This window comes from Alicyclobacillus sacchari, from assembly GCF_004366795.1.
Classification (GTDB): domain Bacteria; phylum Bacillota; class Bacilli; order Alicyclobacillales; family Alicyclobacillaceae; genus Alicyclobacillus; species Alicyclobacillus sacchari.
Genome location: NZ_SORF01000004.1, coordinates 1 through 13,824 on the forward strand (window position 1 = coordinate 1; position 13,824 = coordinate 13,824).

Consider the following 13,824-nt stretch of genomic DNA (forward strand, 5'->3'; position numbering starts at 1 on the left):
CTCAATCTCACATTCTACCAGAGAGGACGGAGATGGCTCATCTTTTATACCTCAAATGTGCCATCCCTTTTTACACAGCATACTGGACTCAACTGGCGCAAGGGCAGTTCCGATGAGTCCCGCGCGTACGCTACCTAATCTCGGGCCCCCGGTCCCCACGACATAATCGACGCCACTAACGCGCCCGCGATACTGATCGGGTGTGCTCATCTGGACGAGCATCTGGGGACTCGCGGAGTGGATCCAGATCCATCAACCAATGCCACCGCGCCAAGTCGAACTCCTCCTATCATGCCGGGTCACATACACTTCTGGTTTCTTGTCTCGACTCTATCGAGTCTATCGAACGGCGTCACGTCATCCCCGAAACGAATTCGGTATATTTCGACATGTCCCAACCTTTTCATTATGTATGAACATTCCATTATATCCATAGTTTTGATACTCACGCCATCTTCGCCCGAACAAGTATAACGGACGGACGATTGGCATCAGCTAGCTTCGAAGATCCATTCCATGAACAAACGTACTCGTCGTGACGCGTAAAACGTAAGTGCTCACACCTTGAGCAAAGGTACATCATTGTTGCCCGATTGTCGTTGACATGTCCAATCGCCTCCCTGCCCCAAATACCTCAGTGTAACGTGTGAGGGCTCTTGACCCGGCACGATCCGCCGCAATGGATGATCCAAATAAATCCGTTCGCTTAGAGTATAAGTCTCGAGCTGCAACGATCTATAATAATCTAAGCTGGCACTTGGTGAGGGGGAATTTGCGTTGCCGCCTATACCTCATTGGCTTGTTTATGCGTCTGCGGTCGTCCTGCCGCTATGCGCCTTTCTTCTGACTCCGCCCAGTCCGTTGATGAACAAGCTCATCTCAAGATTTGAGATACACCCAAAACTTGAAAATCCTCTGATCACCTCAGTGAACGTATATGGCACGGAGCTACGGGGCAGGGATCGCGATCGCTTCATTGTTGCATTTAATAACGCAGATTTTCTGTTCGAGTATGGCATGATACCTTCCTTAAACAAAAATCCAATCTTTATTCGCATCAAACAGGGTAAGCGGATGTATGAACTGACCGCATACCTGTACGGTGACGGAATGATCCAACTGGTACGCTACAAACGAAAACGACAAGTTACCTATCGAGTTTCGTCAGAAATTCTCGAGCTCGTTCTGCAATCCTGTATTCGTGATGCTTGGTGGGTCACTTGAACTGCCTTTGAACAACATTCTATTGCACGCAAGTGATTTGCTCACCTGCGTGCAGCCAAAATCCCCCTACAACCTCTCCCGCATCGACTGCAATGGTTCTAAACTTCACGATATCGCTTATGCATGATTTTAAGCATCGACATGAAATCGTCAAAATCCCCGCTTTAACGTTTCAGCAATCCCTGCAACGGAGGTGTTACTCGTTCACAATTCATCCATGAACCGCTGATTGTTGCCCTTCTGATGAGATAAGCGAAAACTAGGGGGAATGAGCTTGTCCACACGGATCCGCTGGTGCCTAGGAGCACTTGGATGTGTTTCACTTGTATGTAGTTCTGCATGGACCGCGGTTAGGGCCAGTACAGCCATCGTGCCGACATCCATGGCCAATCAGACCATGTTTGGGCCTGACGTCTATGTTTTCGATCCGTCTATGCCCAGTTCTGCTATTCAGCAGATTGCGGATTCTATCTACAATCAGCAGGAGACCAATGAATTTGCCAGCCAGGGGTATGCACTACTCTTTAAGCCAGGCAGCTATCATGTCGACGTCAAAGAAGGCTTCTACACGCAGGTAGCCGGATTAGGCCAAAATCCTGGCGACGTCACCATAGACGGCAACATCAATGCCAATGCACAGTACAACAATGGCAACGCTACAGACAACTTCTGGCGTTCGGTGGAAAACCTCTCCGTCGACCCGACTGATGGCGTGATCGACAACGGAGTGAAATGGGATCCGCAAGGGATGCAGTGGGCCGTATCACAAGAAGCTCCGATTCGTCGAGTGCACGTCGAAGGAAACCTCGACTTATTCGACTTCACATCGTCATGGGGGGCTGGCTATGCAAGCGGCGGCTTTATGGCCGACTCGGTGGTCGATGGCAAAGTCGTCCCCGCCTCTCAGCAACAGTGGTTGTCGCGCAACAATCAGTATGGCAGCTGGAGCAACGGTGTATGGAATATGGTCTTCGTTGGTGACACGAATCCACCGAGCGGAACGTGGCCTGCGCAGCCATATACGGTCGTCGGGCAAACGCCCGTGATCGCCGAAAAGCCGTATCTGTACATGGACACCCGAGGACAGTTCAACGTCTTTGTACCCGCACTGCAGACAAACCGCCAAGGCGTGAGTTGGGAAAACGGTTCGACACCGGGACGCTCCATTTCCATCGACCAATTCTACATTGCATTCCCGAACACTCCGGTCGCACAAATCAACCGTGCACTCGACCAAGGCAAAAACCTGATTTTCACACCTGGCACGTATCAGCTCACGAGCACGATCCACATCACGCACCCGGATACCGTCGTCTTAGGTCTTGGCTTTCCGACTCTCGTTGCAGCCAACGGACAACAGGCGATCTCCGTCGCCGATGTCGGAGGTGTTCGCATTGCAGGCCTTATCCTTGACGCTGGAGCGGAACGCACACCTGCGCTTATGACGATCGGAACCAATCATGGCCAGGCGCAGTTGCACTCACCCCACTTTGATTTCAGCCATGATCCAACCATCCTCTACGATCTGACCTTCCGCGTCGGTGGAGCGCGCCTCGGAACGACAGATGCCTCCCTAGTCATCAACAGCAATGATGTCATCGGTGACGATATTTGGCTGTGGCGAGCCGATCACGGCACAGGAGTTGGCTGGAACCAAAACGCGGATGCCAATGGCTTGATCGTCAATGGCGATGACGTGACTATGTATGGCCTGTTCAATGAACACCACGAGCAATATCAGACGGTTTGGAACGGGAACGGCGGGCGCGTCTACTTCTACCAATCCGAGGATCCGTATGATGTACCAAACCAGTCGGCATGGATGAGCCACAATGGAACCGTAAACGGTTACGCTTCCTATAAAGTCGCCGACGACGTCACTTCAAACCAGGTATTCGGGATTGGCGTGTATTCCTATTTCCGTGATGCAGCCGTCATACAAAACAGCGCGATCGAAGTGCCAAACGCACCGGGCATCAATATCACACACGCGACGACGGTGTGGTTGAATGGCCAGCCTGGCAGCGAGATTGCACACATCGTGAATGACGTTGGCAACCCTGTATACGCAAACTCGCCCAGTGACGCCATGCGTCAGACGCTCGATTCGTTCCAAGGAAGCAGCGCTCCGAGCAACGTTTCTCCCTAGACACCGGTCAAGGCCATTCACATGGGTGCCGAGGAATTTCGTTGCCTGTTTCGATCAAATTTCAATCCATGGGTGTTATGTTCATGTCGAGCCACAAAGCTCCTAATTTCGATATCGAGGTGGTAACAGACATGGCATATCACTTCACGCGCAAAACCATTCTAGGAACTCTAGCAACAACGCTCACGTTAGGCCTGGGTTCGACCGCTGCATTCGCATCTGTGTCGCACACATCCCACCACCCAGTGCTCGACGCTAGCCAAAACCGTTCTAAGGTCACGTCCAGCACACAACAAACCGAAGATCATCACGACTCATTTAACCTACGCCAACTCTTGCTAACAACGGCCGCCAAAGATCTCAATATAAGCGCTTCGACACTGCTGAGCGACTTGAAATCCGGCAACACGTTGGCTGAGGTCGCATCGGCACATGGCGTTTCCGCATCTACGCTGACATCCGACTTGGATGCGACCGTGCAAACGCAACTGAACACTGAAGTCACCGATGGGAAACTTTCAAGCTCACAGGAGACTACGCTTACATCCCATCTCGATGCATGGATCAGCGATTGGGTCAACGGTAAGTTGCCAAACCATCCTGCTGGATTTCACCACGGGGGATGGGGAGCAAAATTCGATTTTCAAGGAAGCATTCTTTCAACTGCGGCTCAAGATCTCAATCTGAGCACTTCGGCGCTGGAAAGTGACTTGAAATCAGGCAAAACACTCGCAGAAATCGCATCAACACAAGGTGTCTCGACGTCTACGCTCATCTCCGATTTGGAATCGTCGATTCAGTCCGATTTGAATACAGCCGTCTCGAATGGAACGCTAACGGCTACGCAAGAGACCAACATCCAATCACGCCTTGATTCTTGGATCACCAACTGGGTGAACGGAACCTTCCCGCAGGGTGCTCATATGCAAGGAGGTCAACCGACAACGTCGTCGTCCGACAACTCTCCTACCACCAACCAGGCATAAGTGCCGGACCCCGGTGCCACCGCACCGGGGTTTATGTTTTCCCACGCCCTTTGCCACGTAAAGACGCCCACCGGCATGGGTGGGCGGCGTCGAGATATGGTCGAGAAAAAGCTATACAAAAATACTCAAGTTGAGCATGGATAATACCGTCTGATCCGGACGAACAGTTCGTTCCATCAGTTTTAGCGTCCCGTCCACACGGCGGATGACGTCAGTTCGCTCTCCGAATAATTGTTCTACATCTGGGTTATCACGAATGCTGCGGAGGATCAACACATAACTTTGCACGGTCGCCTCATCCGGGCCGTTTTCCTCAGTCACCAGAATATTCGTAACCAAGTGGCGTGTTCGGGTATGGGGATTCTCTGCCCATGCGGATGTCGTACGAAATCGTTCCACCCGGGTGCGCAGACTTTGCTTTGTCTCGTCAAAAAACGTCATATCATCCACGATATCGCATGGATCTTTGAAGTCTCGCGTTGCACGCAATGGCATTCGATAACGGATATGATCGTCAAGCAGGTCCAGCCATTCGTCATACCTGCGTGCATCGAGTAGCGAAGCCTCAGTATACAAAAATCTACAAATGTCGTGATAATGCATGTGCTTCACCTCTTTCACCCATTGGTGGTTAGGTCGCGTCATCGAGTAAACATTCGATCCAGCGCTGGTAAAAAGCCCGCGAAATGGCGTCCAAATAGCACGTGGGATACGCCACGCCCGGCCCCGGCCACGATGGATCCGGTTCAACTCTGTCTAAACCCATTAAGTAGTTGAGCACATTATTGTAATGAACATCTTTGTCCTGCGTCATCCAGCCCTGGCTGGCCTCAGCGACGCGCGTCCATATTTCTGCATCATCCTGCTCCAATGTTCCTGCCGGGCCAAACGAGCCGACGTAGCTTAGATAGGATGCTTCCTTGAACGCTTCTGGTGCATCTTGATCTACCATCAACCACGACGTCACTTCAATTGATGTCGGTGTGAGCGGCCTCCATACCCGGAAATTCACAAACGATGTCAAGGGTTCGCCCGGCCCTCCTGTACCGTGCATCGGACTGACGAATGACAGATTTGGGAAACAGTTACCGACTGTGATCATCGTGTTGCGAAAGACGTCTAGCTGCATCGGATCGAGATTGCGTTCAAACATCGACCACATTGTGCTTGGAAGTCCTTGAAATGGCGGCACATTCATGTCTTTGCGACGCGTGATGATGTTGATGCCGTGCCCGTTATCCAACACAATTTGGTATCCGTAACTGGCATACATCGGGTCCTTTGGGCTAATCCCCAATTCGACAGTGGAGCGATGCGTCATCGCCGTATGATAAGGATCTCCTCCAAAGTTGTCAGCGCTGATTTTCCAGTTGGTGTGGATGATCCATCTCTGAGGAATTCCCCGTACCTCCATGCCGTGGTCGCTACGGCCGAGCATTAGGTCAAAATACCACTTCATGTCCCCGAGAAACGTCTCAAGAGGCTCGACGTGCTCGTTCAACGAGCCAAAAATCATCCCTTGATAACTTTCAACCCGTGGGATTTTGCGCAATGACCACTGACTGCGATCCATCTCCTCGCCATACACCTTGTTTCCTGCGACAATGCCGGTGAGTTCTCCTGAGAGATTGAACGTCCAACCGTGGTACGGACAGGTGAAGGCCTTTTTGTTGCCAAAATCGGCCGTACACAGTTTCGTACCTCGGTGTGTGCATGAATTGAGATAGGCTTGCACTTTTCCTTCTGCATCACGAAGCAACAAGACTGGATCATGTGCAATCCAGCGCGTGACATAGTCCCCCGGACGTGTAATTTCAGATTCATGCCCAAGGAAGTTCCACGTCTTCGCAAATATTTGCTCAAGTTCTGCCTTGAACACCTCAGGGTCGGTAAACGCCCATTGTGGCAACATTCCGCGCAGCACTTTTGCGCGTACGTCTTCGAGGAGCGATCGATCAAGTTTGCCATACTTCATATCCTTCACCACCTGTTAAACACTATCAAGAGACGGATGTCGACGTAATGGCTTGATTTTGTTCGCGATGGGTCTGGCCGACCTTGCGTGGAGCTGTTTCGCGAACGCCAAAGCCAATTAAGAACACGAGAAACGATCCCGCTGCTGCAATGAACATTGGCATTGTCAATCCGAAGTGATCGGCTGCGACACCCGCCAGCGTGGGCACAACCGTACCACCAAAAATTTCACCAATCATCATCATCAATCCGATGGTGGATGCCGCAAAGGCCGCTGGCACAGACTCGCTCGGAATGATCGACATCACGACCGGAGAAAAACCCTGACCGATGGCAAGCACAAACAGAAGGACAATCAGCACACCGATTCCCGTATGCACCTCCGCAAGCATAAGTGGAGCCAATGTCGCCAAGAGGCCGGAGGCGATAAGGGCGGGTTTGCGGCCGATGCGATCAGAGATGAATGGAACGACAAATCCCCAAACCCACGATCCAAACCCGAATGCACTCATGGCCCAGCTCATTTGTGTCGTGCTGATGTGGTCAACCTCGGTCATCAGCACGGGGGCAAATGTCGCAAATGTAATCAACCATGTGATAAACCCGATGGAACAAACCAAGCACAGCCACGTGTTCCGATTGCGGAAAATCACCTTATAGTCGGACCAGCGCAAGCGGTGCACCTCTGCCGGTGCGCTTTCATGCCGAATTTGCGGTTCGCGCATGTATTTCACCACGATCAGCGTGAGGATGAGCGCCGGGATCGCCAGCAGATAAAAGGCGACACGCCAATTGAAGGCGTTGGCCAATCCGACGACGACCAGCGGTGCGATCGCGCTGCCAAGCAAACCACTGGCACTTTGCACAAAGCCGATGTTAAAGCCCTGTCGACTTGGCGTTGACACGGACTTGACCGCCGTTGCGCCGATGGGAAACACGGGTCCTTCGGAAAGCCCCATCAGGGCGCGGACAAAAAACATTGCCAAAAACGAACCCACCACGCCCGATAGTACAGATGTCAGCGCAAAAATGACCATGAAGACGACGAGAATAGGTTTCCGATGGCCGATGAGATCGGAATAGCTTGAGAAAAACCAGGCGGATACACCCCAACAAATGGAGAGAGCCGATGCAAACATTCCAATCTGCGCGTTATTCAAATGCAGCGCGGGAATGATAAAAGGCTCAAGGAACGTAATGCTCTGGCGATCCATGAAAACAAGACCGAATGCAAAAAACATCATCACAATGATGCCATTCTGGTACGTCCAGAAGGACGGTTTGGCTTTCACGGGCTATCCCCCTTCGCATATTCCCGCAAAAACGGGATGAGTGGCTGTGAAAGGCGTCAGGCTGTTCCTTGACGCAATCGTGGCCACAAGGTAGAACGACCATATGTGCCGCGGGCAAGGATCGATACATTTCCTTGCCAAAATCGATGCTGTTGACCGAATCAAACTCCTCCAAACGATGAGCGTCGGTGCCCCGATATACGGTAATCTCCGGCGAAGGTTGTAGCGATCTCGGTGAACCGGATGCGTCATGTGCCGCATGATGAGGGTATAGGCCGCCACTGCATCCGATCGCTCGACGCGCGCGAGCCGTCTCTCCACAGCCTCCTCGATCTCGCCTTCCTGGATCCGCCCGATCCCCCGAGCATACTGCACGAGTTCTTCACGAGTGGGCATCTGGATAACCCTCATCATGGGTGGCGTTGCAGTGGACATGCCACCATTTGCGACCAGTGTAAGCGTGCGAACTCGCTCTGGGCTTTCGTACGCAAGCAGAGCCGCAACCCAACCGCCCATGGAGTGAGACACGATGTGAGCAGACGCAAGTCCCAGCACATCTTGTACCTCTCGTACGAAATCGACCAGGTATGCAAACGAATAATCGACAAGCAACCTCTCCCCATCGCCCCATCCCATCAGATCGGGCGTGTAGACGTGAAATTGCGCGGACAGCGCTTGGATCGTAGAAATCCAATAATCACCTCCCTTCCCAAAATTGGAAACCGTGCAACAGCACTATGGGTTCGCCTGCTCCAGCTTCCCAAACCTCCGTCTTCCCATGACTCAACTCAATGGCGTTCCGCTGAATGGCGTGGATGTCATTCATGCAACCACGTCACCTCTTATCTCCAAATTGCCAAACGTCATACCCACACCCGTACCAGCCGGTGATCGATAGCCAGAACTATATTCCAGATACTCCAGCTGCAAGTGTTCGACGGCTCCTGCGGCCGCGATCCAATTGAAAATGTCTCCCGACGCCCCCTCCAACCGTTCTCTAGGAAGCGCTTTCAAAATGCTCGTATCTTTGTTTTGGAGACCTCGTATGACGAGTTCATCTAAAGCTTCATCCAATTTGAAGTGACTCAAGCCACCCGATCCGATCACGGCCACACGCAGATCGGCATCCCACGATTCAATGGCCCTGTGCAACGCACGGCCGAACTCGTAACAGCGCGCCGGAGTCGGCTGATTCGGTTGAAAGAAGCAGTTCATGAAGACTGGTACCATGGGGATGTCTTGTGGAGCCAGCCTCCGTTTCACAAACGTGTACGCGTGTCCCAGTGACCGATCCCGCAATTGTGTCTTGCTTTGTGAAACGTCAACCCCCTCTTCAGTCAGCCGCAGAAGGATATGCTTGCCCAAGCTACTTTCGGTTTGGTAGCACACCGGTTCATCCGTCGTGTGCCAGGCCCAGATCACAGGGCGGAGAGATGGATGCAAATCTTCCAAACGATGCGGTATGACCGTGCGTAACACCTTCAATCTCTGTGCTTCTACGCCGCATGTACCAACACTCCCTAAGGGCCATCGAAGTTTTAACAACCTCACATGTTCCCTTGCCCCAATCTATGCCCGTTCCGGTCACGATATGAACCGACAATATTGTCGACAATCATCTGTTAGCGTGAGTCGTGAGTACATTGCCAATTCCACCATTGATCTCATAAGGAAATGAGCTTGTCGCCGTGATAACCTTTTACCTACAACTCACATCAACAGCCGAATCCTGAATGTCAGGTACGGGGGACCGCAATATATGGGGTGAATCGCCTTGCGGCATGGCCGCGGCGTAGGGACTGTTCTTCCACCGAACCCGTCAACTAACCTCGGAGGCTTTAGGAGGAATTTTTGATGTTCACGAAGGCAATCTCCACCGTCGCTGCAACACTCACAACGCTCGCACTGGGATCGACCATCGCCATGGCAAGCGTAAGCTTGCCGCCTGGGGTTTCCATCGATCACAACATGACTCCATTGGCCCGCGAAAGCGCGTCGTATCAGGCGAAAACCAACGCGGTTCTTCGCGTGGCGGAAAGCAAACTCGGCACTCCATACATTTGGGGTCACAACGAAGACCGCGGGCAATATGGATTTGACTGTTCAAACTTCGTGGAGTATGTGTACCATCACGCGCTCGGCTATAGGTTTACCACGTCGTCGCGCATGCAGTATTACGATGTGGGAATTAGGGAACCGAAATCCAACTTGCAGCCAGGCGATTTGCTTATCTTTGAAGACGGAAAGCACGTCGGCATTTACGCTGGCAATGGAGAGATGATTCAGTGCGGCGGAGGCCTCGGAAAGGTTGGCTTCCTGAGCGTCAAACCGGGATCGTATTGGGGCAACCACCTCACAGCTGTGAGGAAAATGTACTGATTGCGATTCTCCGCATTCGCGCATGGGCTGTAGGCCGAAGTTGCCTGCAGCCTTTTGCATTTCTGTGAAGCGCGATCGATCCACAGCGATGTATGTTTCGCCACTGGCGATACATATTACAGACATGAACAGTTACCATTTAACTGGTTTATGCATTGCGGCGGCTGTGAGTACATCCTTATGGTGGGGCGAAGTGCCTGCGACAGCAGGAGATTGCACCAAACCGCGCCATGTGTACCAACGGACGGATATGTCCGCACAGCCAAGTGCCATCACCGTCTTTGGCCGTGATTACGACATCCGCAAGTATCGTAAAGAAAGCGATCTTTTCACGATCACGGCATACAACTTGGATCGAATTTCGACGGGTAAGGATCCTGGAGATCCTGGCTTTGGCATCACCGCAACGGGTACGTTTGCAAAGACGGGACGGACGGTCGCTGTCGATCCCGCGGTCATTCCCTATGGAAGTCTACTCTTTATCGAAGGGGTGGGCTGGCGCATCGCCGAGGATACCGGCGGCGCCATTCGCGGACATCACATCGACGTACTGATGCCATCCAGGAGAAATGCCTTGCAGTTTGGCGTGAAGCAGTGCAAGGTCACAGTCTATATCCCGGATAACCTCACAGACGTGTGAGCGATTCTGTGAGCCGTATCACTTGATGTATGCTTGGATCGTATTGATAAAGGGGGAAAATTGGTTCGCGTAACGCTCGACTGCTTGGCGAACCTCGTTTGCTGCAACTTGTGCGTGATCGCGAAGCAGCTTCGTGCGTAGGTCGAAGATGCCAGCAAACGATTCGAACCACTGTGCGTCGAGAACCTGCTCTTCGACCAAAACCTTCACGATGTCGGCGTAGCCGCCGGGGTCGCGCATGACCAGTGCATCGATGATAAGCGACGAGACGTCGGTCACATACTCGACGCTCGTATGCAACGCGCGCTCGGCGGCAAGGCGCCACGTCAAATCTTCCTCCCAGGGGTCACTTCTTTGGGATAGTCTCTGCAACCATTCGACTCGTTCGGAAAGCCCCGCTAACCAAGCCCCAATTTGCTTGCGATGCGCATCTGTGAGAAACACCTTCACATCCTCCTCTCTAAGCATCTCTGCCGAGCCATAGGAAATAGACAGGAAAACATCTCGTCTTTCATCACCGGGCTCACGGTGTGACATTGTCTCACAGTGGCGGGATCAATCGCTGGTCGAGGCACCCATACGTCCAGGATTTCCGAGTCGTGTGGTCTTGCAGCGACGTCGTAGACGTCTGCTGTGTAGACCCATTTGACAGCCTTCACACCCGTCGGCAACACAATGGTGTACTCGGCCAACCATGCGATGTGTTCCAGTGTGAGCCCAGCCTCTTCCCAAGCCTCGCGTTTGACCGCCTCTTCCGCGGTTTCGCCTGGTTCCACTTTCCCCCCGGGCAGCTCCCAGCCGCGCAGAGGATGGCGAACCCATACCAGACTGTCAAAGGCAAATGCAAACACGATGACAGAGTGTGGCGGCTGGACCGACCTGCGTTCGAAGTCAGTGTGGAGGTCGCGAGCAGGTTGCCAGGCACTCAAGTCCACCGTCCTCACCACCACTTTCCAAACGCAATGCCGATTGCGAGACCGAGAAAAGCTCCGACAATAATTTCACTCGGTTCATGACCCAAGATTTCCTTGAGGCGTTCACCCTCCTCTTGAGCGGTTGCAGCCGACTCTCCTCGTTGGGAGAATTCCATCGCAATCCGATTGAGGAGAACGGCATGCTCGCCAGCATGACGGCGAATGCCTCCGGCGTCGTACAAAACGATTGCGGCAAAGACAACCGCAGTGGCAAAGACAGGGGATGATGGACCCACGACAAACCACAAAGCGCTCGCCAACGCAACAACGCCGGCAGCATGTGAACTTGGCATGCCACCCGCGTCCAAGAGCTTATGTATATCCCAGGCGCGCGTCATAAGATAATGAATGGGAACTTTCAAGATCTGTGTAAAGACGATGGCACAAATAGCCGCCATCAGCGCAGTATTGGCCCACAGCCCCAATAGGAAGTGCGGAACGTCTGACATCAACAGCGGCCCTCCTCGATAGGCAGGGCGCCGATCAACGGCGCCCGCTTGTACCCACCATCACTTTACCATTCTTGAATTTCCTTGACCACACTTTTATCAAGTGCCTTGACTAGAGCCGTGATCAATTGAATGGCTTGGAGGTAGTCATCCTCGTGCACAATGGCGTTGTGGCTGTGAATGTATCGCGTCGCAAAGCCGATATTGACGCTCGGAACGCCAATTCCGTGCAAATGGAATGCCCCGGCGTCCGTACCGCCCCCGCTCATGCTCTCAACTTGTACCGGAATGTTCTCCGTCGCTGCTGTGTCGAGAACAAAATCGCGGAAGCGATTGTTCGGAATCATGGAGCCATCGTAAATCATCAACAGCGGACCCTTGCCCGCATCGGCCAGTTGGCCTCGCTGATCACCATCAATACCAGGTGTGTCGCCAGCAATGCCGACATCGACTGATATGGCAATATCCGGGTTGACCAGATGTGCCAAGGTGCGGGCACCGCGCAACCCGACTTCCTCCTGCACGGTTGCGCCCGCATAGAGCGTATTGGGATGCGATTGCCCCTGAAGTTCCTTCAAGACGCCAATCGCCGTCGCACAGCCCAGACGATTGTCCAGCGCCTTTGACATATACATCTTGGGATTACCCATTTGCGTAAAAGGCGAGTAGGGAACAATAGCGTCGCCCGGGCGCACGCCCAACTCCTCTGCATGCTCCTTGCTCGTAGCACCGATGTCGATAAACACATCCTTGAGCTCAACAACCTTCTTGCGCTCTTCCGCAGGCAGGATGTGTGGCGGTTTGGAACCCGTGACGCCAAGCAGGTTGCCTTTGCGCGTTTGGACGATCACACGCTGGGACAACACGACCTGCGACCACCAACCACCAATGGTCTGGAACTTCAAAAAACCATCAGGCGTGATGTGCGTCACCATGAATCCGATTTCGTCGAGATGCCCAGCAACCAGCACTTTCGGGCCCTCGGCATCACCAGTCTTGACGCCGACGATCCCGCCAGAGCGATCGCGAAGGACTTGCTCCGACAGGGGGGACAGGTGCTGCTCAAATAACTTACGCACACCCGACTCGTAACCGGAAATGCCGTACGCATCACACAGTTCACGCAAAACATCGATATGTGTCGCCATGTATGTATGCCTCCTTCTCGATGCCTCATCAAGCATCAGATATATGTTACCACAGTCCCCCTTCCGCGATCCGCCTCCCACATTGGCAACGATGCGCCCCTTGGAATACGCTGAAGCGACACGCAATCCATACGCAAAGGGGAATGGACTATGGTGCATCTGGAGCCGGTATGGGTCGACGCATACCCTTTTACGGCAACACACGTCGCGTTGCCAAAGACCAACTTGCTCGCCATCAGCAATTCAATCGGGTACGCGATGTGCGGTGCGCTGGATATCGCACTTCTGCGCACGCAGCTCGCAAGCCGAGGTATCGTCGCCGTGCGTGCAACGGGTGTCAGAACCATTTCGGAATTGTTGGAGGGCACCGTCGAAAGCTGTACCCAATCGGCGGAAGCACTCGGCATCACACCGGGAATGCCGATTCGCGAAGCTTTGCGGCGCATGGGCGCAGCCGAACAAGGACAGTCCACGCAGAACGGTTGACCGTTCTGCGTGAGTACATCGTGAATAGTGATACCTTTGAACTTTTCCCCTGTCCGTTTCGTCGTTTTCTTTTGGAAGAAAAAACGTTACGATAACAGCGATGGCTCCATACTGGTGCCTTTG

Annotated in this window: 14 protein-coding genes, 1 pseudogene and 1 riboswitch; of the genes and pseudogenes, 6 read left to right on the forward strand and 9 right to left on the reverse strand. The window is 53.0% G+C overall.

The features are described from left to right. Positions 1–777 precede the first annotated feature (777 nt). The 3 genes from C7445_RS04940 to C7445_RS04950 all read left to right on the forward strand — a co-directional run bounded on the left by C7445_RS04940 (position 778) and on the right by C7445_RS04950 (position 4,359). Positions 778–1,224: a YfmQ family protein gene (locus tag C7445_RS04940; RefSeq protein ID WP_134158952.1), complete on the forward strand. Its 447-nt coding sequence runs from the start codon at positions 778–780 to the stop codon at positions 1,222–1,224. 274 nt (positions 1,225–1,498) lie between these two features. Then, a complete protein-coding gene (locus C7445_RS04945) occupies positions 1,499–3,373 on the forward strand; it encodes a transglutaminase domain-containing protein (RefSeq protein ID WP_243834964.1) in 1,875 nt (624 codons plus the stop codon). Between the two features lie 131 nt (positions 3,374–3,504). Further along, the gene (locus C7445_RS04950) at positions 3,505–4,359 is read left to right on the forward strand and encodes a hypothetical protein (RefSeq protein WP_134158953.1); all 855 of its coding nucleotides are present in this window, start codon (positions 3,505–3,507) and stop codon (positions 4,357–4,359) included. Between the two features lie 111 nt (positions 4,360–4,470). On the opposite strand, the gene C7445_RS04955 is transcribed toward C7445_RS04950, so the two are convergent. The 5 genes and pseudogenes from C7445_RS04955 to C7445_RS04975 form a co-directional block, all read right to left on the reverse strand. Next, positions 4,471–4,962, reverse strand: a complete 492-nt coding sequence (locus C7445_RS04955; protein WP_134158954.1) for an aromatic-ring-hydroxylating dioxygenase subunit beta — start codon at positions 4,960–4,962, stop codon at positions 4,471–4,473. Positions 4,963–4,990: 28 nt separating this feature from the next. Continuing rightward, on the reverse strand, positions 4,991–6,334 hold the full coding sequence (locus C7445_RS04960) for an aromatic ring-hydroxylating oxygenase subunit alpha (RefSeq protein ID WP_134158955.1): 1,344 nt from the start codon (positions 6,332–6,334) through the stop codon (positions 4,991–4,993). Between the two features lie 25 nt (positions 6,335–6,359). Then, positions 6,360–7,625 (reverse strand): MFS transporter, encoded by a 1,266-nt coding sequence (locus C7445_RS04965; protein ID WP_134158956.1) that lies wholly within the window; start codon positions 7,623–7,625, stop codon positions 6,360–6,362. 3 nt (positions 7,626–7,628) lie between these two features. Then, positions 7,629–8,327 (reverse strand): annotated as a pseudogene (locus tag C7445_RS04970) (alpha/beta fold hydrolase); the annotation flags it as partial. Between the two features lie 120 nt (positions 8,328–8,447). Continuing rightward, on the reverse strand, positions 8,448–9,104 hold the full coding sequence (locus tag C7445_RS04975) for a DODA-type extradiol aromatic ring-opening family dioxygenase (RefSeq protein WP_243834996.1): 657 nt from the start codon (positions 9,102–9,104) through the stop codon (positions 8,448–8,450). 231 nt (positions 9,105–9,335) lie between these two features. Beyond that, positions 9,336–9,478, forward strand: a riboswitch (cyclic di-AMP (ydaO/yuaA leader). 1 nt (position 9,479) lies between these two features. Between C7445_RS04975 and C7445_RS04980 the strand changes: the two genes are divergently transcribed. Further along, entirely contained in the window at positions 9,480–10,004 is a 525-nt protein-coding gene (locus C7445_RS04980; RefSeq protein ID WP_134158959.1) for a C40 family peptidase, read from the forward strand. Positions 10,005–10,044: 40 nt separating this feature from the next. Beyond that, positions 10,045–10,644 carry a 3D domain-containing protein gene (locus tag C7445_RS04985; RefSeq protein ID WP_243834965.1) on the forward strand — a complete coding sequence of 200 codons (600 nt, stop codon included), beginning with the start codon at positions 10,045–10,047 and terminating at the stop codon, positions 10,642–10,644. Between the two features lie 18 nt (positions 10,645–10,662). Here C7445_RS04985 and C7445_RS04990 read toward each other — a convergent pair whose 3' ends face one another. From C7445_RS04990 to C7445_RS05005, 4 genes are all read right to left on the reverse strand, one after another. Continuing rightward, positions 10,663–11,088, reverse strand: a complete 426-nt coding sequence (locus C7445_RS04990) for a DUF86 domain-containing protein (protein WP_134158960.1) — start codon at positions 11,086–11,088, stop codon at positions 10,663–10,665. 2 nt (positions 11,089–11,090) lie between these two features. Then, positions 11,091–11,579, reverse strand: a complete 489-nt coding sequence (locus C7445_RS04995) for an NUDIX domain-containing protein (protein WP_243834966.1) — start codon at positions 11,577–11,579, stop codon at positions 11,091–11,093. A gap of 5 nt (positions 11,580–11,584) precedes the next feature. Next, a complete protein-coding gene (locus C7445_RS05000) occupies positions 11,585–12,067 on the reverse strand; it encodes a divergent PAP2 family protein (protein ID WP_134158961.1) in 483 nt (160 codons plus the stop codon). 65 nt (positions 12,068–12,132) lie between these two features. Continuing rightward, complete coding sequence (locus tag C7445_RS05005; protein WP_134158962.1) at positions 12,133–13,215, reverse strand: M42 family metallopeptidase; 1,083 nt, start codon at positions 13,213–13,215, stop codon at positions 12,133–12,135. Positions 13,216–13,365: 150 nt separating this feature from the next. On the opposite strand from C7445_RS05005, the gene C7445_RS05010 reads away from it, so the two are divergent. Then, positions 13,366–13,701 carry a YunC family protein gene (locus C7445_RS05010; protein ID WP_134158963.1) on the forward strand — a complete coding sequence of 112 codons (336 nt, stop codon included), beginning with the start codon at positions 13,366–13,368 and terminating at the stop codon, positions 13,699–13,701. Positions 13,702–13,824: the final 123 nt, after the last annotated feature.